26 protein-coding genes are annotated in these 23071 nt (G+C 43.1%); 1 reads left to right on the forward strand and 25 read right to left on the reverse strand.

The features are described from left to right. Positions 1 to 78: 78 nt before the first annotated feature. From AC1MBV_RS02205 to AC1MBV_RS02310, 22 genes are all read right to left on the reverse strand, one after another. Entirely contained in the window at positions 79 to 360 is a 282-nt protein-coding gene (locus AC1MBV_RS02205; RefSeq protein WP_255746235.1) for an EscU/YscU/HrcU family type III secretion system export apparatus switch protein, read from the reverse strand. A 2-nt stretch (positions 361 to 362) separates the two neighbouring features. Next, complete coding sequence (locus AC1MBV_RS02210; protein ID WP_255746234.1) at positions 363 to 1883, reverse strand: hypothetical protein; 1521 nt, start codon at positions 1881 to 1883, stop codon at positions 363 to 365. Between the two features lie 12 nt (positions 1884 to 1895). After that, positions 1896 to 2669 (reverse strand): ribonuclease HII, encoded by a 774-nt coding sequence (locus tag AC1MBV_RS02215; protein ID WP_255746233.1) that lies wholly within the window; start codon positions 2667 to 2669, stop codon positions 1896 to 1898. Between the two features lie 70 nt (positions 2670 to 2739). Beyond that, positions 2740 to 3612: a ribosome biogenesis GTPase YlqF gene (ylqF, locus tag AC1MBV_RS02220; RefSeq protein ID WP_255746232.1), complete on the reverse strand. Its 873-nt coding sequence runs from the start codon at positions 3610 to 3612 to the stop codon at positions 2740 to 2742. Between the two features lie 347 nt (positions 3613 to 3959). After that, positions 3960 to 4301 (reverse strand): 50S ribosomal protein L19, encoded by a 342-nt coding sequence (gene rplS / locus AC1MBV_RS02225; RefSeq protein WP_255746231.1) that lies wholly within the window; start codon positions 4299 to 4301, stop codon positions 3960 to 3962. 152 nt (positions 4302 to 4453) lie between these two features. Continuing rightward, a complete protein-coding gene (gene trmD, locus AC1MBV_RS02230) occupies positions 4454 to 5188 on the reverse strand; it encodes a tRNA (guanosine(37)-N1)-methyltransferase TrmD (RefSeq protein WP_255746229.1) in 735 nt (244 codons plus the stop codon). Then, positions 5178 to 5705, reverse strand: coding sequence for a ribosome maturation factor RimM (rimM, locus tag AC1MBV_RS02235; protein WP_255746228.1), 528 nt, complete (start codon positions 5703 to 5705; stop codon positions 5178 to 5180). The genes trmD and rimM overlap by 11 nt, the downstream gene beginning before the upstream one ends. Before the next feature lie 94 nt (positions 5706 to 5799). After that, complete coding sequence (locus tag AC1MBV_RS02240) at positions 5800 to 6030, reverse strand: KH domain-containing protein (RefSeq protein WP_255746227.1); 231 nt, start codon at positions 6028 to 6030, stop codon at positions 5800 to 5802. Positions 6031 to 6050: 20 nt separating this feature from the next. Further along, a complete protein-coding gene (gene rpsP / locus AC1MBV_RS02245; protein WP_255746226.1) occupies positions 6051 to 6323 on the reverse strand; it encodes a 30S ribosomal protein S16 in 273 nt (90 codons plus the stop codon). 30 nt (positions 6324 to 6353) lie between these two features. After that, positions 6354 to 7697: a signal recognition particle protein gene (ffh, locus tag AC1MBV_RS02250; RefSeq protein WP_255746225.1), complete on the reverse strand. Its 1344-nt coding sequence runs from the start codon at positions 7695 to 7697 to the stop codon at positions 6354 to 6356. Between the two features lie 12 nt (positions 7698 to 7709). Further along, positions 7710 to 8045 carry a putative DNA-binding protein gene (locus AC1MBV_RS02255; RefSeq protein WP_255746224.1) on the reverse strand — a complete coding sequence of 112 codons (336 nt, stop codon included), beginning with the start codon at positions 8043 to 8045 and terminating at the stop codon, positions 7710 to 7712. A 116-nt stretch (positions 8046 to 8161) separates the two neighbouring features. Continuing rightward, positions 8162 to 9163: a signal recognition particle-docking protein FtsY gene (ftsY, locus tag AC1MBV_RS02260; protein ID WP_255746223.1), complete on the reverse strand. Its 1002-nt coding sequence runs from the start codon at positions 9161 to 9163 to the stop codon at positions 8162 to 8164. Between the two features lie 45 nt (positions 9164 to 9208). After that, the gene (gene smc, locus AC1MBV_RS02265) at positions 9209 to 12781 is read right to left on the reverse strand and encodes a chromosome segregation protein SMC (RefSeq protein ID WP_255746222.1); all 3573 of its coding nucleotides are present in this window, start codon (positions 12779 to 12781) and stop codon (positions 9209 to 9211) included. A 130-nt stretch (positions 12782 to 12911) separates the two neighbouring features. Beyond that, positions 12912 to 13640 (reverse strand): ribonuclease III, encoded by a 729-nt coding sequence (rnc, locus tag AC1MBV_RS02270; protein ID WP_255746221.1) that lies wholly within the window; start codon positions 13638 to 13640, stop codon positions 12912 to 12914. A 117-nt stretch (positions 13641 to 13757) separates the two neighbouring features. Further along, positions 13758 to 14000, reverse strand: a complete 243-nt coding sequence (gene acpP, locus AC1MBV_RS02275) for an acyl carrier protein (RefSeq protein ID WP_255746219.1) — start codon at positions 13998 to 14000, stop codon at positions 13758 to 13760. A 147-nt stretch (positions 14001 to 14147) separates the two neighbouring features. Then, complete coding sequence (fabG, locus tag AC1MBV_RS02280) at positions 14148 to 14894, reverse strand: 3-oxoacyl-[acyl-carrier-protein] reductase (RefSeq protein WP_255746217.1); 747 nt, start codon at positions 14892 to 14894, stop codon at positions 14148 to 14150. Positions 14895 to 14898: 4 nt separating this feature from the next. Continuing rightward, a complete protein-coding gene (gene fabD / locus AC1MBV_RS02285; RefSeq protein WP_255746215.1) occupies positions 14899 to 15843 on the reverse strand; it encodes an ACP S-malonyltransferase in 945 nt (314 codons plus the stop codon). 70 nt (positions 15844 to 15913) lie between these two features. Further along, positions 15914 to 16489, reverse strand: a complete 576-nt coding sequence (fapR, locus tag AC1MBV_RS02290; RefSeq protein WP_255746213.1) for a transcription factor FapR — start codon at positions 16487 to 16489, stop codon at positions 15914 to 15916. Positions 16490 to 16670: 181 nt separating this feature from the next. Beyond that, positions 16671 to 18716 (reverse strand): ATP-dependent DNA helicase RecG, encoded by a 2046-nt coding sequence (gene recG / locus AC1MBV_RS02295; protein WP_480947455.1) that lies wholly within the window; start codon positions 18714 to 18716, stop codon positions 16671 to 16673. Then, positions 18716 to 19618, reverse strand: a complete 903-nt coding sequence (gene sdaAA, locus AC1MBV_RS02300; protein WP_480947456.1) for an L-serine ammonia-lyase, iron-sulfur-dependent, subunit alpha — start codon at positions 19616 to 19618, stop codon at positions 18716 to 18718. Before sdaAA ends, recG begins: the two co-directional genes overlap by 1 nt. A gap of 30 nt (positions 19619 to 19648) precedes the next feature. Further along, positions 19649 to 20311 (reverse strand): L-serine ammonia-lyase, iron-sulfur-dependent subunit beta, encoded by a 663-nt coding sequence (gene sdaAB, locus AC1MBV_RS02305; RefSeq protein WP_255746207.1) that lies wholly within the window; start codon positions 20309 to 20311, stop codon positions 19649 to 19651. Between the two features lie 15 nt (positions 20312 to 20326). After that, positions 20327 to 20725, reverse strand: a complete 399-nt coding sequence (locus AC1MBV_RS02310) for an Asp23/Gls24 family envelope stress response protein (protein ID WP_255746206.1) — start codon at positions 20723 to 20725, stop codon at positions 20327 to 20329. Positions 20726 to 20979: 254 nt separating this feature from the next. On the opposite strand from AC1MBV_RS02310, the gene rpmB reads away from it, so the two are divergent. Beyond that, positions 20980 to 21168, forward strand: a complete 189-nt coding sequence (gene rpmB / locus AC1MBV_RS02315; RefSeq protein ID WP_255746205.1) for a 50S ribosomal protein L28 — start codon at positions 20980 to 20982, stop codon at positions 21166 to 21168. A gap of 130 nt (positions 21169 to 21298) precedes the next feature. Here the strand turns inward: rpmB and spoVM are convergent, their stop codons facing one another. The 3 genes from spoVM to rsgA form a co-directional block, all read right to left on the reverse strand. Further along, complete coding sequence (spoVM, locus tag AC1MBV_RS02320) at positions 21299 to 21379, reverse strand: stage V sporulation protein SpoVM (protein ID WP_253065084.1); 81 nt, start codon at positions 21377 to 21379, stop codon at positions 21299 to 21301. A gap of 99 nt (positions 21380 to 21478) precedes the next feature. Then, entirely contained in the window at positions 21479 to 22120 is a 642-nt protein-coding gene (locus tag AC1MBV_RS02325; protein WP_255746203.1) for a thiamine diphosphokinase, read from the reverse strand. Positions 22121 to 22158: 38 nt separating this feature from the next. Further along, positions 22159 to 23046 carry a ribosome small subunit-dependent GTPase A gene (rsgA, locus tag AC1MBV_RS02330; protein WP_255746202.1) on the reverse strand — a complete coding sequence of 296 codons (888 nt, stop codon included), beginning with the start codon at positions 23044 to 23046 and terminating at the stop codon, positions 22159 to 22161. Positions 23047 to 23071 lie beyond the last annotated feature (25 nt).

A 23071-nucleotide genomic window follows, 5' to 3' on the forward strand; every position in this document is an offset into this window, starting at 1 on the left:
TAGGTTTCAAAAACAGTAAAAAATAATTTCATTATAACTGAGCCATCTAAAAAGATATTGCAATAAAGCTGAGCTTTCTTATGAGTTTTTTTTACCTGCCTGCTCATCAATAGTATAGATAAATGCAAAAATTTCTGCAACAGTTTGATAGAGTTCCTGAGGAATCATTTGGTTTAGGTCAAGTTTACCCAGCATTGAGACCAGTGCAGGATCTTCTTGAATGGGTATATCATGCAGCTTTGCCTGGTCAATAATACGCTGTGCAATTTCCCCTTCGCCTTTTGCTGAAACACGAGGGGCTTGATCAGAACCACTGACATATGTTAAAGCAACTGCTTTTTTTCTTTGCTCAGAAGTCATGATTACACTTTCACATCCATCCTGTAATTTGTTTGGGTAAGCGGGTCCGTGACTTTTTTCATTAGATGAGGATCAATCTTCTCCGTTTGCGTAAGCGAGAGCAACTGATAGCCCGCTTTCGATAGCTGATCCCTCAATGCAGGCTCTCCGGAAGCAAGCAGAGAACGCAGATCGGCCTCACCGTTCTGCACATTTAAGGTCACAGAACGATTTTGCACATGGATGGTCACTAACGTCTCCTTTAAATGAGTCAAATCAAGCCAAAGGACAATTGTACAGGAATCCGGATCGATCGCCCCTTTTCTATCTCGCTTTCCTTCCCAGTATACAGAAACATTGGTGAAATCTCTTTTATATGGAATGGGGATCTGCAGTGAAAATTGAGCAACAAATGGGTCAGCAGACACCATCTGCAACTGTTCACCTGTAATTTTCTGAACAATTTCTTGTGCTGCCTTTCTCAATGCATAAGGAGCATCCTGATCCTGAATAACGGCAAGCAAGTGCCCTTTTAACGTTTCCGGTTGTTGTCTTTCTGCACTTGAATCGTTTGTCATCCATTCACTGATTTGGAATTCATAATCAAATCCTAATTGTTTTAAAACATCAAACAGAAGATTTTTATTGTCCGACGACCCGACTAATTGATCAGTCAAATTCGGAATCTGTTCGAGCGCAAAACTACGGAATGCACTAATAAACGTCTTAATGGGTTGGTTTATTTTCAATTCCTTCATTAAATGAGTCATATCATTTAGCGCCATCGGACTTGCCATAAATTCTTTAACTGCTTTTTGAGCAGCATTAGAATGAAGAGATGTCTGATCAGCCAAAAATGATGTGAGCAGTTTATCTCCTTTGTTATCTCCAATCTCATGATAAAGTTGAGCAAAACGATTTCCGTCTTTCAGTATTGAAAAACTACTTAGTGCATTTTTCAATTGGTCTACGGAAGCAGTTTGAACACCTGAACGCTGAATCTCTTTGGACATTGCATCAAGTTTTGAACTGATCGATTCGGAATCTTGCAACCCTTTTGCAATGTTAAATAATGATTCATCCAACGGAATCTGTCGGTTCATCATCCATCGAATCGTTTGCATATCTCCAGTAAAATTGCCGCTCATTTTTAACAATGCTTTTGCTTGAAGGACTGACTCACGCGTGAGCGGATCACCACGATCAAGAAAAGTTTGAACAATTTGTCTTGTTAATGAGTCTTCTTTTAATTGAAGCGTATTAAAGACATCGTCGATCATATTGGATGAACGATTTGCCTGTTGTCGTTCAATAAGTTTTGCAATAAGCGGACTCGTACCTTGCTTAATCTGAAATAAATAATCTTGACCAACTTTCAATGGTGGATCAGCAGAAGCAACTTTAGCAACGACTTGCTTTGCACCAAGGCGAACAAGAGCAGTACGATCCGGGAGCAAATCCAGGACCTTGCCCCGCAAAATCTGTTCTGGTGCATAAGTACCGATCATTTGACTCTGATTGATCGCATAAGGTTGGAAGTTCACAGGATCACCTTCTCATGCATCTTCTAAGGGTTTTAGTGGCGCAAATGTCATGCGATGTTCCGGGCAGGTACCCAAGCGCTCGATTGCCCGCAAATGTGCCTGAGTTCCATAACCTTTGTGTTTGGCAAAATCATAGCCTGGGTACACCCGATCTAAATCACACATCAGCCGATCACGAGTCACTTTTGCCAGAATAGACGCAGCGGCAATTGAATTGCTGCGCGCGTCTCCTTTAATAAGGGAGGTTTGAGGCATATCAAGTGGTAGTTCCATTGCGTCAATCAACAGATGATCTGGAACCATCTCCATTTTTTCGACCGCAAGAACCATTGCTTTTTTAGCAGCTTGATAGATATTGATCTGATCAATTTCATGGGCCGAAACGATACCCACACCAAATGCAGCCGCTGACTCGCATATGCGGTTGTAAAGGTAATCGCGTTTTCCGGCCGATAATTGCTTGGAATCATTGATTCCGGGAATAATCGCATTCGACTTCAATACAACACATGCTGCAACAACAGGTCCTGCCAGTGGGCCTCTTCCTGCCTCATCAATGCCTGCGATACATTGCGCACCCTCGCTTTTGAGTTCATCTTCGAAGCGATTCATTTGATGATATTTAACGACAAGTTCTTGAAAATGGGCTTTCCGCTCTTCCCATTTACGAAGCAAGGATCGAACACCGATTCGCGTATCCGATTTAAGCTGCTGCATTTCTTGCTCAGACAGCTCAGTTGTTTCAGATAATCGCTCTTTAATTTCTGCAATTGTGGTTCGTTTCATCATCTATTTCCCCTGTTATTATCTATATCGGCAGAGTCCAATTTATTTTTACTTTCGCATTAAATTCAAATCATTGCGGCCATTCAAGAGTAAGCGGACCTAGTTTCTGACTACGATAATCACGAATAATGATTTCCGACACGCGATCATAATCAATGAATCCGCCGCTCATCAAGCAACCCCTCTTCTTGCCAATTTCATCAAAAAGACTGATCAGCATTTGTTGATCCTCTTCTGTTCCTTTTAACTCAGGGAGTTCCTCTATTTGATAGCGCTTAGTCAGCGAATTTCGGTAGTGCTGCAGCATGGTTTTTAATAGAAACAACGCGATTTCTTGAAAATCAAGCAATTCTTCTTTAATCGCTCCCGTTGCGGCAAGGCAAAGGCCGACACGCGGATCATCAAATTTCGGCCAAAGTATGCCTGGCGTATCCAACAATTCCATCGTTGTTCCGACTTTGATCCATTGTTGCGCTTTAGTTACTCCCGGACGATCACCGATTTTTGCAATTTTTTTTCCGGCCAAACGATTAATTAGCGTTGATTTGCCGACATTAGGAATACCTAAGATTAATGCGCGATCAGCATGAGGTCGAAAACCCTTACTCTCCAATTTTTTTCGTCGATCTGCAGTTAATTGATGAACAGCATCAGGTAATGTTGAGACCCCTTGTCCAGTTTGGCTGTTAACAAGATGGACTTTTACACCCTCGTTCTCAAATGTGTCTTTCCACTCTGCTGTTGCTTGACGATCTGCCATATCTATTTTATTCATGACAAGAAGTCGCGGCTTGCCGGATGATATTTCTTCAACAAGCGGGTTTCTTGACGATGCGGGAATTCTGCTGTCCACAAGCTCAATTACAACATCAATTTGCTTAATTTTCTCGATCATTTGGCGCTTTGCTTTCGCCATATGTCCCGGATACCATTGGATGGTCATAATTCCTGCCCCCTTCTTTTTCAATCTAAGAGTTGATTCACTTTATCTTGTTCGAACGTATTCAAAAAAACTTAGTCTTCTTTGTACTAGGGACCGCTAATCTCTTATTCTTTCTTTTTGTATTAGAAAACTTGGCTTCGCCAAGCCTCCGGAAAAGGCGAAGACTTAGTTGCGACGGCCATGGATGGCCTAGTGTCCGGTGAGCCGCAGGACGCGGCGTTTTGCCGGACCGCTTATACTATACTCCGCTGAATTTTAAACTTTCTTATAGTATAAAAAATCGGAGAGGCTTGGTCATCCCAAGCCCCTCCTCTTCATTGCTGTGTACATTCAATTTCCAATTATGATTATCTGCTCTTAATACGTGCTTTCTTACCACGCAGAGCACGCAGATAATAAAGTTTCGCGCGACGAACTTTACCGTAACGTACCACTTCGATCTTGTCGATCTTCGGCGAGTTAACCGGGAATGCACGTTCAACACCGACACCATAAGAAATCTTTCGTACCGTAAAGGTTGCACTGATACCGCTGCCGTGACGTTTAATCACAACACCTTCAAACACCTGAATACGTTCGTGTGTACCTTCAGTAATCTTCACGTGCACTTTCAACGTATCACCAGGTCTGAATTCCGGAATATCCGTTCGCAACTGTTCTTTAGTAATTTCATCAAGAATGTTAGACATAACAAAATGGCCTCCTTCCGTACAAATGCTCTTACCTTCCCGAAGAAAGCAGCGGAACATCGTATTCACTGGCATTTGCCACAACGACTATCATATCACAATCGAAAGTGTTCATGCAAGCATTTAAATAAGTGAAGAATTGCTTAATAGGGTTAACTTTCTTGCTCAAATTGTTTGATCCATCTTTTTTCCTGCTCGGTCAATTTATAACCGTTTAACAAATCAGGCCTACGTTCATAGGTACGCCTGAGTGATTCCTTCAGGCGCCATTCAGCGATTTTCTCGTGGTTTCCCGAAAGCAATACTTCCGGTACTTTCATGCCACGAAAATCCGCTGGCCGCGTGTAATGCGGATGCTCCAGCAATCCTGTGGAAAAAGAATCGGTCACTGCCGATGTATCATTGCCGAGCACACCAGGAAGCAGTCGCACGATGCTGTCGATCATTGCCATCGCTGCCAATTCTCCGCCTGTCATGACAAAGTCGCCAATGGAATATTCGTCCGTAACAAGGAACTCAGGAACACGTTCGTCAAATCCTTCATAATGCCCACAAATAAAAATGAGTTCTTTTTCTTTGGAGAGCATTTCCGCATCATGCTGCTTAAAGGGCTTTCCTTGCGGTGAAGTCAAAATAACACGCGGTTTGGTATGTTCTTCATGACGCACCGCATCAACCGCATCAAAAAGGGGCTGAGGCATCAGAACCATTCCGGCTCCGCCTCCAAATGGATAATCATCAACTTTATTATGTTTGTTGGTCGTAAAATCCCTAAAATTCGTAATTTTAAAGGAAACAACGTCTTTCTCGGCTGCCTTCCCCAAAATAGAACTGTTTAGAACGCCATCAAACATTTCAGGAAAAAGGGAAAGAATATTAATCTTCATCGTCCACCAACCCCGGAATCAAGTGAACGATCACTTTTTTTTGCGCAACATCGACATTTTTCACTACATCGTTAATATACGGGATTAAGATATCCTTTACTCCCGTATCAACGACCCAAACATCATTCGCACCGGGAGACAGGATTTCCTTCACTTCACCCAGTTCGCGTCCAGTATCTGTGATTACCTTTAATCCGATGATTTCATGATAATAAAAGTCGCCTTGTTCCAGTTCCGACAGCTGTTCTTTTGGAATAAATAGCGAACAGCCCTTATATTTTTCTATATCATTAATCGAAGGATAATTCTCAAAACTCAAGCAGTCAAATTGCTTGTGACGGCGATACGTTTTTACTTTCAACAGGTCGTGCGTGCCTGTCTCTGGGTTTCGCACGTACAAGGTTGCGCCAATCGCATAGCGTTCTTCCGGAAAATCGGTAATGCTGACAACACGTACTTCACCCTTGATTCCTTGGGTATTGACTATCTTTCCAACATAAAACCATTGCTCAGTCATTATGCAGCCTCCTTACCATTTGGCAATCTGTAAAAAATCTCTATGTACGGTGAAAAAGAGAAGGGCTGATCTCTCCCCCTTCTCTTTTTCTTTATTATTCACGAATTAAGAATCGTGTCGGCACACCGCCAGCGCTTCCGACAGCGGACACAATCGTCCGTACAGCTTCAGCAACCTGACCATGTCTGCCAATCACTTTTCCCATATCCTTTTTATCTACGACAAGTATATAAGTCACATGATCAGATTCTTCTTGTTTCTCAATCATAACATGCGTATGATCGTCAACGAGCGGAAATACAATGGCTTTGATTAACTCTTCCATTTATCTGCCGCCCCTCGTCATTATTTTTGCAGTTTAGCAAGATGGAACTTCTCCATAATGCCTTCCTTGGAGAACAGGTTGCGTACGGTATCTGAAGGTTGAGCACCCTTTTGCAGCCAATCAAGCGCTTTTTCTTCGTCAACTGTGAATGTTTTTGGTGTGACAACCGGATTGTATGTGCCGATTTCTTCAATGAAACGGCCATCGCGAGGTGCGTGTGAATCAGCAACAACTACTCTGTAAAATGGACGTTTCTTTGCACCCATACGTTTTAGACGAATTTTAACTGACATAATAAAACAACTCCTACTTTTTTAATGATTTTACATAAATGGTAAATTAAATGGATTTCGCTTTTTGCCTTTTGCCTTGCCCATAAACTGTTTCATCATTTTTTTCATGTCCTTGAACTGTTTCAGCAACCGGTTGACGTCGGCGACCGATGTCCCGCTGCCAAGAGCAATGCGCTTCTTTCTACTTGCATTAATGACATCCGGATCCGTTTTTTCCTGGGAAGTCATCGATCGAATGATCGCTTCGGTCTGGCCAATTTTCTTCTCGTCGATTTGCATATTTTTCATGCCCTTGAACTTGTTCGCTCCAGGCATCATTGCAAGTAAATCTTCGAGTGGACCCATACTTCGAATCTGACCGATTTGATCCAGAAAATCATCAAGAGTAAAGCTGACGGAAAGCAACTTTTGCTGCATATCACGCGCTTTCTCTTCATCAATTGTTGCTTGTGCTTTCTCAATCAGAGAAAGTACATCACCCATTCCTAAAATTCTCGAAGCCATGCGATCCGGATGGAATGGCTCAAGGGCATCCATCTTCTCGCCCATGCCGACGAATTTAATAGGTGTTCCCGTTACGGAACGAACAGACAATGCAGCGCCGCCTCTTGTGTCGCCATCGAGCTTGGTCATGATAACACCGGTCAAATCCAGTCGATCATTAAACGCAGTTGCGACATTGACTGCATCCTGTCCGGTCATTGCGTCAACAACCAAAAAGATCTCGTCCGGATGACTGACTGCTTTGATCTGATCAAGTTCGTCCATCAGTCCTTCATCAATATGAAGCCGACCTGCGGTGTCAATCAATACTAAATCGTGATGATCCGTCTTCGCCTGCTCCAGTCCCTGACGCACAATTTCCACCGGACTGACCTGATCACCAAGTGAAAAAACGGGTATATTCAGTTGTCCGCCCAAAGTTTGCAACTGTTTAATTGCAGCAGGACGATAAATATCCGCAGCAATCATCAGTGGATTCTTATTATGGGTTTTTCGAATATAATTGGCAAGTTTTGCAGCAGACGTTGTTTTACCAGCGCCCTGCAACCCGACAAACAGCAAAACGGTCGGCGGCTTCAGAGCGAGATTAAGTTTTGTTTGCTCTCCACCCATCAGCTCAGTCAATTCTTCCTGAACAACCTTAATAATCTGCTGTCCGGGAGTAAGGCTTTTTAGAACTTCCTGACCAACTGCACGTTCCTGAACGCTTTTAACAAACGATTTTACGACTTTAAAATTAACATCCGCTTCAAGCAGTGCCAAGCGAATCTCTCGCGTCATCTGTTTGACATCGGCCTCGGTCACCTTGCCTCTGCCGCGAATCTTTTTCATCGTCGCCTGTAATCTGTCCGACAGACTTTCAAATGCCATACTTCTCACTTCCTAATCTAAATTCTCTAATTCATCAATAAAAGAATCTAGTTTTTGGCTTTCTTTACTATTCAAATGACCAGCCAATTCCCTCATTTTCGAAATAACAGAAAGCCTGACTTCATATTTACGAAAAAGCCCTAACCTTTCTTCAAACGCTTCAAGAGCGTTCTCAGCACGTTTGAGGTTATCATAAACAGCTTGTCTTGTAACTTGTTTTCTTTCCGCAATTTCACCAAGAGAAAAATCATTAAGATAGTAAAGATTCAGATACTCTTGCTGTTTTGGGGTGAGAAGCAGCTGATAAAAATCGTATAGGGCGTTAACTCTCAAAACCTTCTCAAGCATAGCAAATCCCCTTGGCTGTAAAGGCATTTTACTTTACAGATTAAATATTACTTTTTTTTTCTTTGTGTGTCAAGTTTTTTCCTTAGCAACGAATGTTAGTCCGTGCTATACACATTTTATTCCGATTGGGACGCTTCATCGTCGGCCTGAAAAAGTTCAGAAAACAGTCCATAAATAAATGCATCCGCATCAAAAGCCTGAAGATCATTCAATTGTTCACCCAGTCCAACAAATTTAACAGGAATGTTCAGTTCATTGCGGATACCAAGCACAATACCGCCTTTCGCCGTTCCATCCAGTTTTGTAAGAACAATACCTGTAACCTCTGACGCTTGCCGAAATAATTTCGCTTGGTTAAGCGCATTCTGTCCTGTCGTTGCATCCAGAACTAGCAAAACCTCCTGCGGCGCACCCGGACATTCGCGAGTGATCACACGTTTGATTTTCTCAAGTTCTTTCATTAAATTAACTTTATTTTGAAGCCTTCCTGCTGTGTCACAAAGCAGAACATCCACCTTGCGCGACTTTGCAGCTTGCATGGCATCAAAGACGACTGAAGCAGGATCTGATCCTTCTTGATGCTTAATCACATCAACACCCGTACGATCGCCCCAAACCTGCAGCTGATCAATCGCGCCTGCTCTGAATGTGTCTGCCGCTGCAAGCAGTACTGTCTTTCCTTCATTTTTAAGTCTACCGGCGAGTTTTCCTATGGTCGTCGTTTTACCCGCACCATTTACACCAACCATAAGAATAACGGTAAGTCCGGAAGGATTTATATTAAGTTTTGTTTCTTCCTTGCTTTTAGTAAGAAATTCAGAAAGAACCTCAACAATCACGTCTTTTAACATTGCCGTATCCTTAATGTTTCTCGTACGCGATTCATCTTTTAACCGATCAACCAGATCCATTACGGTGGTCATTCCAACATCAGATTCAATCAGCAGTTCTTCCAATTCATCAAAAAAATCTTCGTCAACCTTCCGGTAGCGCTTGACCAAATTGTTCATGCCCTCTGCAAATGACTGTCTTGTTTTGGACAAGCCGTCTTTGAATTTATCAGTAACCGCAGTCGTGCTGCCGGTGATACGGTTCTTCAGCTTATTAAAAAAATTCATGGTGTTTCCTCCTTGTCTGTAAATTATTCTTTAGATTGCTGCTTATTAAACGTTACCTGCGGTCAATAAATCTTCCGTCTCTTCCAGTCTCACAGACACAAGGCGGGAAACTCCTGATTCCTGCATGGTGACCCCATAAAGGACGTCAGATCGTTCCATAGTTCCATGCCTGTGAGTCACAACAATAAATTGCGTATCAAGGCTGAATTTTTTCAAGAAGGCCGCGTAACGGTCAACATTTGCGTCATCAAGAGCAGCTTCCACTTCATCAAGGACGCAAAATGGAACTGGGCGCACTTTCAGAATAGCAAAGAGCAGTGCGATCGCCGTCAGCGCACGCTCTCCGCCGGATAGAAGAGAGAGCCGCTGAAGCTTCTTTCCGGGCGGTTCTGCAAGAATATCTACACCACTCGTGAGCATGTCATCTGGTTCAATGAGCTGCAAATCAGCACGTCCCCCACCGAACAGTTCTTGAAAAACCGTTTGAAAATGGGTTCTTATTTTATTGAATGTCTCAGTAAATCGCTGCTCGACCACTTGATCCATTTCCGACATAACATGGTTAAGTGTTTCGCGTGCTTTTAACAAATCTGCCCGCTGTGCAGAGAGAAATTGTTCGCGTTCAAGAACATTTTCATATTCTTCAATCGCGCCTACATTAACGGTCCCGAGTTCTTCGATAGCCAATTTTATTAATTTGACTTTTTTTCGTGCTTCGTCAACATCCATATTTAGTTTGTACTTGTCTCTTGCCGCTTCAATGGTCAGTTCATAGTCTTCTCTTAGTGTGTCTAAAAGATGATCGAGCTGAACATCCATTCGCCCAAGAAGAACGTTTTTCTCTTGATACAAGTTGCTGATCCTGGTTAATTCTGTACGGTCTTGTGACATGAGTGTCTCTTCCTCCGCCAAGGCCTTTTGCTTATTTCGCCGGGAATCACGCATTTCCATCAATTCCGTCATAGTCGTTTCTTTATACGTCTTTGCTTCTTCAATGAGCTGATCCAGCTTCTCCGCATTATCATTCTGGTTCTCAATCTCAAAGCCGATCCCGTCAGCAGAAGAACGAAGCGTATCGAGTGATTCTTTTAGTTCACCGACCCGTCGTTTTGATTGATCTGCTTTTTCTTGTTGATGCGCAGTAATCTGGCTCTGTTCTGCGATTTGGACCTTAAGTGCTGTTATCTCCGACTGAATCTCTTGTTTTGAAGAATCGATATCTTTTCGATTTTTCGTTAAGCTTTCAATTTGATCTGTCAGAGCTTTACCGCGTTCTTCATTCTTCGAAACATCAGCATCGATAATCCGCAACCGTTCTGCAATTTTTTTCTGCTCTGTGCTGAAATCACCATTTTCCCTTGTCAATAAATGATACTTATCAAGACTTGCTTTTTCTTCAGTTTCTGCATCTCTTTTTTGTGTTTCGATGCTGCGGTACTGATTAAGCGCCTCCTCCACAGATTTGCGTGCTGAATCGGATTCCAACTCGTCTGCTGCAATCTGATTCTTTAAATTGGAGAAATCGATTTGCAGCTGCTTTCTTTTTTCTTGCATCTCGTCGATTTGCCGGCTCAATTCTTCAATTTCGGTACTTCGGCTGATCAGACTTGTTTGCTGCTGCTTCGTGCTGCCTCCAGTCATGGCACCACCAGGAGCTACAACATCTCCTGCTAAAGTAACGATTCGATACCGATAGTTCACTTGACGTGCAAGTTCATTTGCACCCTCCAAATTCTTTGCAATGATCACAGAACCCAGTAAAAAATCAACTATGGGTTTATAATGAGGATCGCATGTCAGTAATTCAGATCCTGCACCAATAAAAGCTGAATTTGATTGAAGACGATTGCGTTCTGATGAAGCAATTGCCTTCGGCCGAATAACAGAAATGGGCAGGAAAGTTGCGCGACCGGCTTTGTTTTGCCGTAAAAATTGAATCGCCTGCCTGCCGGCAGATTCATCAGAAACAATCACATGCTGGGAAGAGGCGCCAAGAGCTGTTTCAATTGCCGTGCCGTACTCTTTATTCACCTGAATGAGTTCAGCGACCGCACCGTGAATTCCGGACAGTCTTTTTCGATTTTTTAAAATAACCTTAACGCCTTGATAATAGCCGGCATAATCTTCTTTAAGAGATTCCAGCAATTCTTTTCTTGATCGCGCTTGTTCAATATAATTGCTGATTTTATTTACAGCATCTTTTTCTTTAGTATAGCGTTCTCTTCCCTCTTCCAATCGGGTACGGAGCTTATCATAGCGGTCCTTCAGACGTTTGCCTTCACTAGCCAGCGCTTCCAATTTAGCCGTAAGTATTTGCTTTCTCTTGCCGGCCTCTTCTGCAGATGTCTGTATTTCTACTGTGTTTGATTGAATGCGCGTTTTCTTCAATTCCAAGGTTTTTGCCTGATCAGATAGATAATGCTGCTCGTTGCGCATGGAGGCTTGTTGATTTAAGATCTCGATGTATTCGCCTTTAAGCTTTTCAATCAGTTCATCTAAATTCTGTTCAAAACTATGATACTCATTTTGTTTTTTCACTAGATTCTGCTGCAATTGCGTCAAAAAGATACGCTCCGATTTACTGTTGGCAAGTGCCTGATCAAGTACTTGCCGTTCCTCGTTCAATTGATGTTCCAAGTGTGCGATACGTTCTCTCAGTTCATCAGCACTGCTTTGTGCATGCTTGTGTCGTTCCTCTATGACTTGCTTTCTGCCTAACAATTTTTCCAGTTTCTCAGCAGATTCTGCCCATTCAGTCTGCCTTTTTTCAATTAAATGGTCCAATTCTTCAAGTGCTGAACGATGTTGCCGATAATCATGCTCACTGGTATTCACTTTATCGGATAATTCTATTTTTAATTGGTTCAGTTCATCTACCTGATTTTTCGCAAGCTCCCATTGACTATGAACTTCATCGATATCATGAGCAAGCAGTGCAATGTCCACTTCCTCTAGTTCGCTTTTTTTCTCTAAAAAATCTTTGGCAATTGACGCCTGCTTCTCAAGCGGCTCAAGCCGATCGTCCAACTCATGCAGAATATCTTCAACACGATTTAAGCTGTCTTCGGAATCATTCAGCTGCTTTTCAGCAGCCTGCTTGCGTAATTTATATTTGAGGACACCTGATGCTTCCTCAAAAATTTTCCGTTTATCTTCTGCTTTACTATTCAGAATCTCATCGATTTTTCCCTGACCAATAACCGAATATGCCTCTTTGCCCAGTCCGGAATCCATAAACAAATCAACGATATCTTTTAACCGACAGTTTTGTTTATTGAGTTGGAATTCGCTTTCCCCGGAACGAAACACACGTCGTGTGACGCTGATTTCGCTGAAATCCATTGATATGTAGTGATCGCTGTTGTCCAGCGTGAGCGTCACTTCAGCCATATTGACTGCCTTTTTCGCATCACTTCCCGAGAAAATAATATCTTCCATCTTGGATCCGCGCAGCGATTTGGCCGATTGTTCCCCGAGTACCCAGCGAATAGCTTCTGTGATATTGCTTTTACCGCTTCCGTTCGGACCGACAACCGCAGTAACTCCCGGAACAAATTCAACAGATGTTTTGTTGGCAAATGATTTAAAGCCTGAGACATCCAATCGCTTGAGGAACATCCCGATCCCTCCGTTTCTTACCCTTCTATAATTCACCTTGATTAAATTCATGGTTAAGCCTGATTTTGCACATCATGAATAAACCACAAAACGAGTAACAAAAACAGCCGAGAGCGCCCGGCTGCTTTTGTTACTCGGCAAGATTCTTAAGCGCTTTGCATGCCGCACTTTGCTCCGAATCTTTTTTCGAATGTCCTTTGCCCATACCGACGATTTCACCATTCAGCAATACATTTGACGTAAACTCGCGATGATGTGCCGGTCCTTTTTCGGACAACAGCTCATAATCCAGTTCACCCAGATTTCTCCTCTGAATTGTCTCTTGCAATTGGCTTTTGTAATCCATCACATGGGAAAAAGTGCCGTCGTTAATTCTCGGATAAACAACTATTTTTAGGAATCGCTCGACTTCAGTCAATCCCTGATCGAGATACAGAGCGCCGATAAACGCTTCAAAGACATCCGCTAGAAGCGATGGACGCTTTCGTCCGCCGGTTACCTCTTCCCCGCGTCCAAGAAAAATCTTATCCTCGAAAGACAGCGATGACGCAAATTGAAATAATCCGCCTTCACACACAATGGCCGCACGCAGCTTTGTCATGTCTCCCTCAGTAAGATCCGGATAATGTTTGAAAAGATATTGAGAGATCAATAACTCAAGAACAGCATCCCCAAGAAATTCAAGTCGCTCATAATCGTCTTGTGACGCACGACGGTGCTCATTCACATAAGATGAATGGGTAAATGCTTGCTTTAATAAGTCTTCATTTTGAAATGAGAATGAAAAATCATCAAGAAAATGATGAAGCCTTTCAGTTACTTCTTTTTCCTGATCTTGCATCTTTTTTGAACTTGGCACACGTTTCACCTCCGCTAACTAAGAAACCAAAATCCATTTTTTCCATAACTTCCGAAAATAATAAGAAGCCCCGCCCTTATAAACGGATTTATAAAAACGGGACTCATGGTTAGAATGTCAGGATTTATGGCTCTCTATGTAAGATACGACGTCACCAACGCTTTGAATCTTTTCCGCATCTTCATCGGAGATTTCCAAATTAAATTCGTCTTCAAGTTCCATGACAAGTTCTACAATATCAAGAGAATCTGCGTCCAAATCTTCTTTAAATGAAGCTTCCAGTTTAACGTCTGCTTCATCTACGCCTAATCGGTCGACAACGATTTTCTTGACACGTGTCAAAACATCTTCATCTGCCATGTCGTCACCTCCTCTCGAGGGCATTTACATTTTTTTAGCTCTCCGTAAAAGGAGTGGGCACAACGCCCTGAAAAGCTTTCGCAGTGAGAAACTGATGAACTACCCGTCTCACTTAATGAAACTCTCTTTAAGCGTACCTCAATCATTTTATTGCATTGACATTCCGCCGTCAATACTTAATGTTTGTCCGGTCATGTACTTGCTATCGTCAGAAGCAAGGAATGCAACAGCATTTGCTACGTCATCTGGTGCACCTAATTGTCCAAGTGGAATATCTTGTTTCATTTTATCCTTAATTTCTTCCGAAAGCTGGTCGGTCATATCAGTAATAATAAATCCCGGAGCAACAGCGTTAACGGTTATCCCCCGAGATGCAACTTCCCGGGCGGTAGCCTTCGTTAGTCCAATCACTCCAGCTTTGGCAGCTACATAATTCGCTTGTCCAGAGTTGCCCAAAAGACCGACTACCGATGCCACATTAATGATTCTGCCTGCCTTCTGACGCATCATTGGACGAAGCGCAGCTTTGGTAACTAAAAAGACTCCTTTAAGGTTTGTATTCAGAACTGCGTCCCAGTCCTCTTCTTTCATACGCATGAGCAGTCCGTCACGCGTAATTCCTGCATTGTTGACAACAATGTCAATATGGCCAAACTGCTCAATCGATTTTTTAATCATGGCTTGCACTGCAGTTTCGTCTGAAACATCACATTGCCAGATAAGCGCTTTGCCGCCCGCAGATTCAATTTCTGCAACTGTATCCTCCGCACGCGTTTTATTGCCTGAATAGTTGACGATCACGGATGCGCCAAGCCGAGCCAGTTTAATGGCAATAGCGCGGCCGATTCCTCTGGAAGCACCGGTAACCAATGCTGTTTTTCCATCCAGTCCCATTCTATTATACACGCCCCTTCAGTTTTTCAGACACATCAAGCAGACTCTTCGCATCATTAACTTGATAAACCGTTAGCTTGCGATTAATCTTTCGAATTAATCCCGAGAGCACCTTTCCTGGACCAACTTCAACAAAAGTGTCTACACCAAGCTGCGTCAGCCGTTCCACAGATTCAGTCCAACGAACCGGTGAATACAGCTGTTCAATTAGATGATCACGAATGTCTTCAGCGGTTGCTTCTTCTTGCGCCGTGCTGTTGGCAATTATAGGAACAACGGCATTTTTAACGGGCAGTGCATCAAGAACTTCCCGCATTTTTTCAGCCGCGGGTTTCATCAATGAAGAATGAAATGGTCCGCTCACAGAAAGGGGTACGACACGTCGTGCTCCCGCTTCCTCTGCACGTTTTGAAGCTTTCTCAACACCTTCAACGGTTCCAGAAATAACAATTTGTCCCGGGCAATTAATGTTTGCCGTTTGCACGGATTCGCCCTGTTCTGAAATGGCAGTGCAAATTTCCTTCAATTGATCTGCATCCAATCCAAGGACAGCCGCCATCGTTCCTTTTCCTGCCGGAACGGCAGCCTCCATGAGCAAGCCTCGTTCACGAACTGCGTAAACGGCATCCTCAAATCCGAGGACACCCGCCGCATATAATGCACTATATTCACCAAGACTGTGGCCAGCCAAATAATCCGGCTTAACCCCTTGTTTTTCCAGCAACGCACAAAGCACGGCACTTACTGTCAAAAGCGCAGGCTGCGTGTTTTCTGTTTTTTTTAGTACTTCCTCTGGACCGTTCATAACCAGTTCGGTCAAGGAGAATGACAAGCGATTGTCCGCCGTTTCGAACATTTTTTTGGCTTCAGGATAGGTAGCAATCAGGTCAGCACCCATGCCGACTGTTTGAGAACCTTGTCCGGGGAAAACAAATGCAATCTTACTCAAAATACATCAACCTCCGCAACATATCGAATTACCACTGTTTGAAGCAAATCAGACGGCTTTCTGCCGCCGTTTACACTTCTGATTTATCTTTTCCTCCATGAGCACGGTACATGGTAAATACGCCCTTAAAAACATGATCATGCCCTGAATAACTATCCACTTCAACGACGGTACGTACACGCTCCTTGCGCAAAACCTTTGCTTTTGCGACCACTCGTTCACCTGACTTGACAGGCCGGATGAATTGGATCTCAGCTTTCGAAGTCAGAGCGAGATCATCGTTGATTACGGCTACAGCGAGCGAATTCGCTTGTGCAAACAAGTGATGCCCGCGAGCAATTCCTGTCCTTGAAAAAACAAAATCCGGTGTTATTTCTAGGATAGAAATTGCACTGATATCCAACTGAAGATCAAGAATATCACCAATCACTTCTTCTTTGTGAAGGGCTTTGACGTCATCAAATTGCCTCTTTGCCACATGTTTGATCCGTTCTCGCAACTCCGGAATAGATAATTCCAAACGATCAAGTCGAATCGTCTGAACACTAACCGTGAATTTCTTTGCCAGTTCGTCATCCGTAATAAACGGATTATCGTCGATCGTTTGTTTCAGAGATGCTTGTCTGTCTTTTTTGCTTTTTCTCATAAACTGGACACCGCCGTTTTATGTTCATCATGAATACTAAACATCTTCTTTTTAAGACTAGGTAATAATAGTTAGTATATCATAACTTATCTATCGCGGGTAGGGCAGAGGCGCACAGACAAAACAAGGTGCTAAATCATCGACTCATAACATACGCTGGCGCAAGTTTTTTGGTTTCATTTCAATCTAAATGAAGGAGCTTAGTCAATCCTGATTCTGTTAATGGCTCGCGCAGTCCTGTGTAACGTTCGTCACGCCAGAATTGCGGATCACGAACAAGCCGTGCCGCATCGTCTCGCGCAGTAGCTAATGTTCGGTAATCATGAATCATGTCAGCGAGCTTAAAAGTGGGCAAACCGCTTTGCTTTTTACCAAAAAAGTCTCCGGGTCCGCGAAGCTTAAGATCGTATCCAGACAATTTAAAACCATCCGTGGTCTCTGTCATCATTCGCATTTTTTCTCTGCTCGTTTCCGACTTGGCATCTGCAAGAAGAACACAATAAGATTGATCGCTGCCTCTTCCTACACGACCACGCAGTTGATGCAGCTGGGACAAGCCGAATCGATCTGCATCGTAAATGATCATCAACGATGCATTAGGAACGTTGACACCTACCTCAACAACTGTGGTTGATACAAGTACTTGGGCCTCTCTCCTTTTAAAAGAATCCATAACCTGATCTTTCTCTTCAGGAGTTAATTTGCCATGCATCAAGGCGACCTTGTAACCGGGAAGTGCTTGAGAAAGCTGCGCGTGAACATCAAGAGCATTTTGAACGTCAAGCTGTTCAGATTCCTCAATCAAAGGACAAATGACATAGGCTTGTCTTCCTTGATCAAGTTCTTTTCTCATAAAAGTTATGATACGGCCAATCGTATTTTCCTGTACCCAATAGGTCTTAATTTTCTTTCTGCCGCCAGGAAGTTCGTCAATTGTAGACACATCCATATCTCCAAAAACAGAAAGTGCCAAGGTGCGCGGAATCGGAGTAGCGGTCATATACAATACATCCGGCTCTTTTCCTTTCAACCGCAACGCACCACGCTGACGAACGCCAAAACGATGCTGTTCATCGGTTACCACCAGCCCGAGTTGTTTAAACTCAACTTCAGGTTGAATCAAAGCGTGGGTACCAATCAGAATTTGAATATGACCATGAAGCAGCTGATCAAGCAATATCTTTCTTTTAGTACCACGCACGCTTCCAGTCAGCAATCCGACAGATATATTAAAAGGGCGAAATAATTCATCAAGATTTTCAGCATGCTGCTGCGCAAGTATTTCTGTAGGAGCCATCAGCGCACCTTGATAGCCGGCGCTTACTGCCGTGTACAACGCAATCGCCGCAATCACCGTTTTTCCGGAGCCAACATCACCTTGAAGAAGTCGGTTCATTGGCGAGTCAGAATCCATGTCTGTTAAAATTTCGTCGACTACTCGATTTTGTGCTTGTGTCAATGAAAAAGGAAGCAAGCTAATAAACCGTCGGACGTTTTCACGATCCGCAGAAATTCGGATTCCTTTGGACGATGAACGTCTTATTTGCTTATAAGCTTGCAATTTTAATTGATAATTTAAGAATTCTTCATAAACAAGCCGTCTTCTCGCTTGATGAAGTTGAGCCTGATCTTTCGGAATATGTATTGTATAAACCGCTTGTCTTTTGCCAACGAGTTTGTAAGCCGAAAGCAATTCATGGGGTAGATCTTCTTCTATATAATTGGGAAAACGAGTAAATGCCTGATTGATCAGGCTCCTAAGTTTTCTAACCGAAACACCTGCGCACACAGAATAAACCGGTGCCCATTGTGCTTCTTGATCCGGCTGTCCTTTATGAAAATCAGTTGAAGTCAACGTTGCACGATTTCGATCCCACTTTCCTGTTACCGTAACGATGTCGCCAAGTTTCAAACTTCGTTTTAAATAAGGCCGATTGAATAATATAACGGTTATTAAATAACTGCCGGACAGCACACGCACAGTCAAGCGTGACTTTTTCTTCCCATAATAATTAAGCAACGGCTCACTTTGCACTTTCCCCATAATTGTAACCTGTTCCTGGTCCTGAGCACTCGCCAAGTCTCTTAACTCATAGTTCTCATAACGATATGGATAATGGGCAAAAAGGTCGTCAATGGTTGTTATTCCAAGCTGCTTCAAGTCCTCTGCCAGCTTCGGGCCAACGCCTCTTAGTTCCGTAATTGGAAAACGCAAAGTAGTGTTCATCATTTATCTTCAGTCACGGACAATTGATCATCCGTTCCAAATATTCGTTTTTTCAGCTCACGTCCAGTCTTAGTATCAGCAAGTCCGCCGAGCGCGGTCTCTCTTAAAGCAGGAGGCATCATGCGTCCCACTCGATACATTGCATCGATAACCTCGTCACAAGGAATGATACTCTTAATTCCGGCAAGGGCCATGTCAGCAGCAACAAGTGCGCTTGAAGCGCCAATTGCATTACGTTTCACGCAAGGAGCTTCAACCAGCCCGGCAACGGGGTCACAAATCAAGCCAAGCATGTTGCCCAGCGCCATCGCCATTGCATGCGCCGACTGTTCAGGAGTGCCGCCTGCCATTTCAACTGCCGCCGCTGCAGCCATACCGGTAGCAGATCCAACTTCTGCTTGACAGCCACCTGCTGCCCCGGAAATGGAAGCATTATTAGCAATAACAAAGCCAAATGCACCGGCTGTGAAAAGGAAGTGAATCATCTCTTCTCTGCTCGGTTTCAGTTTATGCTTCAAACCAAACAGTACGCCGGGAACCACGCCGGCAGATCCTGCCGTCGGTGTCGCGCAAATTGTCCCCATTGCTGCGTTTACTTCATTCGTCGCCATTGCTTTACTTACAGCGTCAAGCAGTACCGAACCTGATAATGTGTCACCATTTTCCAAATAACTCTGCAGAAGACGGGCATCTCCTCCCGATAGTCCCGAGCGTGACTTAATGTCTTCATGAATTCCTCTTTGGACAGCCTGTTCCATGACGTTCAACTGGCCAGACATTTTTTCAATAATCTGATCACGCTTGTTACCCGTCGTTTCTATCTCCGTTTGAATCATTACTTCATAGATAGGCAAATTGCGGCTGTTCGCGATGTTTACTAACTCTTCAATTGATTGAAACATAAAGACACCTCTTTTCCGGAAGATACTTGATTAAGCTAATACTGCAACATTGAGTATATTAGGAAGTCCTGAAATTTCTGCAGCAAGCCCATCGCTGATTTCTTCATCGGTTTGAATCACCATAAGCGCAAGCTGTCCCTTTTCCTGTCGTGAAACCTCCATATAGGAAATGTTCAGCTCGTATTTGGCAATCAGCACAGCAACCTCAGCAACAGCCCCATATTTGTCATGATGAAGGATAAGGAGTGCAGGATTGCTTCCGGACAGAGAAATAGAAAAGCCGTTGACTTCTGTAATCTCAATTTTCCCGCCGCCTATGGAAACGCCGACTAATTCAAGGCTTTGATCACCTGCTGATAAATGAATTCGCGCTGTGTTCGGCTGCTCCACCTGTGTTTCCTTATCCACACTAAATTGCACGTCCATTCCCTTTTGCTGCGCAATTTTAATTGAATCAGGCAAATTTGCATTACTTTCATTAAAATCCAGCAATCCGGCAACAATTGCCACATCCGTTCCGTGGCCTTTGTATGTTTCAGCAAAGGAACCGTACAAAGTTATTTTCACATGCTCCGGCATGACACCGAGCAGTTTTCTGGCCATTCGCCCAATTTTCGCCGCACCGGCAGTATGCGAACTTGATGGTCCAACCATAACCGGACCAATAATATCAAAAACACTTCGATACTTCATGTCGCATGACTCCCCTTATGCTTGTAATGATTGATCTTCAGGTAACGCTTCTTCATCCGTAAGGCGAACACCTTGTACAAAGATATTGATTGAAGCGGCATTCAATCCAAGCATTTCATTTAAAGTTTCTTTAACCTTTGTTTGAACACTTCCTGCTACCTCTGAAATACGGGTGCCATAACTCACGATGATATACATATCAATAAGCAAATTCTGATCTTCATCAAAGCGAACAACAACGCCGCGGCTGAAGTTCTCTTTCTTCAACAGCTCGGTAAAACCGTCCTTCAATTGATTTTTAGAAGCCATGCCCACGATACCAAAGCAATCCATTGCAGCACCACCGACAATTTTTGCAATAACATCGATTGAAATATCAATTTGTCCATAGGTGTTCGTTATAGATACAGTCATTTGTAAAACCTCCCAAGTGAAATTCTATTAATTTTTTTATAGGGACAGTCAATCTTATTCTTCTTCTCTTCTATCCGTAATCTTATTCGACTTATCGTTATTTTACACTAGCTTTCCCTAATTTTAAAGTCATGCATGTGCATGTACCATTTGACCCAATCAATTTTCTGCGATCTCTAGTTGCGTGTCACGTTCGTACGTGTTAGTATAGAGTTATTGCGTTAATGAATTGCATGGTCAAGGAGGTCATCTATATGGGACGTCGATGCTTTGTTACCGGCAAAACAACGAAGTTCGGTCAGAACCGTTCATTTGCTGAAAATAAATCGAAAAGAACATTTAAAGCGAATCTGCAAAAAGTCCGTATCCTTGTTGACGGAAAACCAAAACGCGTTTATGTATCTGCAAAAGCGCTTAAAGCAGGTAAAGTTGAACGTGCTTAATGCATGATCAACCACTTAATTCGCACGAAACCGAAACAAAAAAGCCAAGCCCTTTTAGGGAATTGGCTTTTTTGTTTGCCAATCAAAAAAGACATCTTTGTAGATGCCCTTTTTGATGATGTGAGTTTATTTACCCCTTCTTAAAGGAACCGAGGAGGGCTCTCACAATACTTGCCAGAAATTTCGGCAGCTTAATCGTATAAAATTTCATTATACTGCTCCTCCTTGTCACAAGCGCCGTCATCCTTTATCACGTGCTTCTAGAATATATGAAGCGATTATGAAAACTATGACCGTTTCGTTAGACAAGTTAATCACTGCAGCGCATCATCAAAAGAAGGCCATGCGAAAAGGAAACGTGAAAAACGGCAGCATGCGTTTCATTGCTGATACAGAGACTTGATCCTAGACGAAGCTCTGCATCATTAAGCGGATACTTAACACATGACAAACTCAACCCGGTTACTTTTTCAGTCAAAGCAAGAAATGAAAGATAACGGTATGATGGATTGTTCTTTATAGGATATGCGCCTGGAGTCAATAAAGTGATCCAATTTTTTTTATCAATAATAGCGAGTTCAGAAGAAGTGTCAGTCGATTTCATCAGCAATTGTATACTTGCAAGCGCGTGATCCATCCTTCCGCCAGTCACCCCGAACAGATAACATTGCTCTGGATTCAGACTAAGCGCCCAGTCAAGTGCCAGCTCTAAATCTGTTTTATCCTTTTCAGGAGGATAGGAACAAAGTTCGAACCCGTCCTTGTCAATCTTTGTTCGTTCTTCTGCAGTCAACGAATCAAAATCACCAAATGCGCGAATTGGTCGAATCCTATTTTTTAACAAAACGATTGTCCCATGATCAGCGCCGATCCATTCAAAATCCTCATATTCAGGAGCATTCAGATCGGGCAGAAGTGATTCCGGACCTCCTGCAACAATTGCCAGCTTCATTACAGCTGCCTCCGTTCTTTACTTATTAACTTTGACCGTTAATACTTTGTTCGTTCACGCTCATTGAGTTCTGCTAAGAAAATTTGATAATGCTCGTACCGCGAGCGATCAATCTTACCTTTGGAAACCGCATCCTTTACCATGCAATCAGGTTCGGCCAAATGCATGCAGCCTCTGAAACGACAGCCTTCTCTAAATTCGTCAAATTCAGGAAAGCATTGTTCCAAATCGGAAGGGGCTATATCTGGAAGTTCCAACGAACTGAATCCCGGAGTGTCTGCCACATAGCCATTTATTGAAATCGGCAATAATTCAACATGTCTGGTCGTGTGCTTTCCACGGCCTAAAGCATGCGAAATCGCTTGAGTCTCAATGTTTAAGGAATCGCCCAAATAGTTTAAAAGTGTCGATTTACCGACACCGGATTGTCCGGTGACAACACTGATTCGATTCTCCATGCGCTGCTTGAGTTCAGCGAGTCCTTCTTTTTTCAGACTGGAGGTAAACAAAATAGGATAGCCGATCTTTTCATAAACACTCATTTGCGAACGAAATGTTTCAATATCTTTTTCAGACAAGAGATCCCATTTTGTGAAGCAAATAACCGGATCGATTCTATGAGCTTCCATTGAAATAAGAAAACGGTCAAGAAGCTGACAATCCAAAGCTGGTTCCGCGACGGAAAACACCAAAATAGCCTGATCAATGTTGGCGATCGGGGGACGTTTCAATACATTCTTACGCTTACTGATCGATAAAATATAACCATCTGTCGGCTTTGCCGCCTCGTAAACAACATGATCGCCAACAAGAGGGCTCACACCGCGCTTTCGAAACACCCCTCTTGCTCGGCATTGAACCAGCTGATCACCATTTTTCACATAATAAAATCCGCTTAATGCTTTAATTATTGTACCTTCAGGCATATCAAGACTCCTTATTCGTTAAGAA

It is taken from the genome of Sporolactobacillus sp. PKPK-6 (assembly GCF_056678885.1).

Coding starts and splice junctions, on each gene's coding strand:
- ylqF (WP_255746232.1), bottom strand. CDS start 3,612: ATGACCATCCAATGGTATCCGGGACATATGGCGAAAGCAAAGCGCCAA.
- AC1MBV_RS02240 (WP_255746227.1), bottom strand. CDS start 6,030: ATGGAAGAGTTAATCAAAGCCATTGTATTTCCGCTCGTTGACGATCAT.
- rplS (WP_255746231.1), bottom strand. CDS start 4,301: ATGTCTAACATTCTTGATGAAATTACTAAAGAACAGTTGCGAACGGAT.
- recG (WP_480947455.1), bottom strand. CDS start 18,716: ATGAACACTACTTTGCGTTTTCCAATTACGGAACTAAGAGGCGTTGGC.
- smc (WP_255746222.1), bottom strand. CDS start 12,781: ATGTTCCTCAAGCGATTGGATGTCTCAGGCTTTAAATCATTTGCCAAC.
- AC1MBV_RS02310 (WP_255746206.1), bottom strand. CDS start 20,725: ATGACTGTATCTATAACGAACACCTATGGACAAATTGATATTTCAATC.
- rimM (WP_255746228.1), bottom strand. CDS start 5,705: ATGACTGAGCAATGGTTTTATGTTGGAAAGATAGTCAATACCCAAGGA.
- spoVM (WP_253065084.1), bottom strand. CDS start 21,379: ATGAAATTTTATACGATTAAGCTGCCGAAATTTCTGGCAAGTATTGTG.
- AC1MBV_RS02205 (WP_255746235.1), bottom strand. CDS start 360: ATGACTTCTGAGCAAAGAAAAAAAGCAGTTGCTTTAACATATGTCAGT.
- trmD (WP_255746229.1), bottom strand. CDS start 5,188: ATGAAGATTAATATTCTTTCCCTTTTTCCTGAAATGTTTGATGGCGTT.
- acpP (WP_255746219.1), bottom strand. CDS start 14,000: ATGGCAGATGAAGATGTTTTGACACGTGTCAAGAAAATCGTTGTCGAC.
- rsgA (WP_255746202.1), bottom strand. CDS start 23,046: ATGCCTGAAGGTACAATAATTAAAGCATTAAGCGGATTTTATTATGTG.
- fapR (WP_255746213.1), bottom strand. CDS start 16,489: ATGAGAAAAAGCAAAAAAGACAGACAAGCATCTCTGAAACAAACGATC.
- ffh (WP_255746225.1), bottom strand. CDS start 7,697: ATGGCATTTGAAAGTCTGTCGGACAGATTACAGGCGACGATGAAAAAG.
- rpsP (WP_255746226.1), bottom strand. CDS start 6,323: ATGTCAGTTAAAATTCGTCTAAAACGTATGGGTGCAAAGAAACGTCCA.
- ftsY (WP_255746223.1), bottom strand. CDS start 9,163: ATGAATTTTTTTAATAAGCTGAAGAACCGTATCACCGGCAGCACGACT.
- fabG (WP_255746217.1), bottom strand. CDS start 14,894: ATGGGACTGGATGGAAAAACAGCATTGGTTACCGGTGCTTCCAGAGGA.
- AC1MBV_RS02215 (WP_255746233.1), bottom strand. CDS start 2,669: ATGAAACGAACCACAATTGCAGAAATTAAAGAGCGATTATCTGAAACA.
- sdaAB (WP_255746207.1), bottom strand. CDS start 20,311: ATGAAGTATCGAAGTGTTTTTGATATTATTGGTCCGGTTATGGTTGGA.
- sdaAA (WP_480947456.1), bottom strand. CDS start 19,618: ATGTTTCAATCAATTGAAGAGTTAGTAAACATCGCGAACAGCCGCAAT.
- rpmB (WP_255746205.1), top strand. CDS start 20,980: ATGGGACGTCGATGCTTTGTTACCGGCAAAACAACGAAGTTCGGTCAG.
- AC1MBV_RS02325 (WP_255746203.1), bottom strand. CDS start 22,120: ATGAAGCTGGCAATTGTTGCAGGAGGTCCGGAATCACTTCTGCCCGAT.
- AC1MBV_RS02255 (WP_255746224.1), bottom strand. CDS start 8,045: ATGCTTGAGAAGGTTTTGAGAGTTAACGCCCTATACGATTTTTATCAG.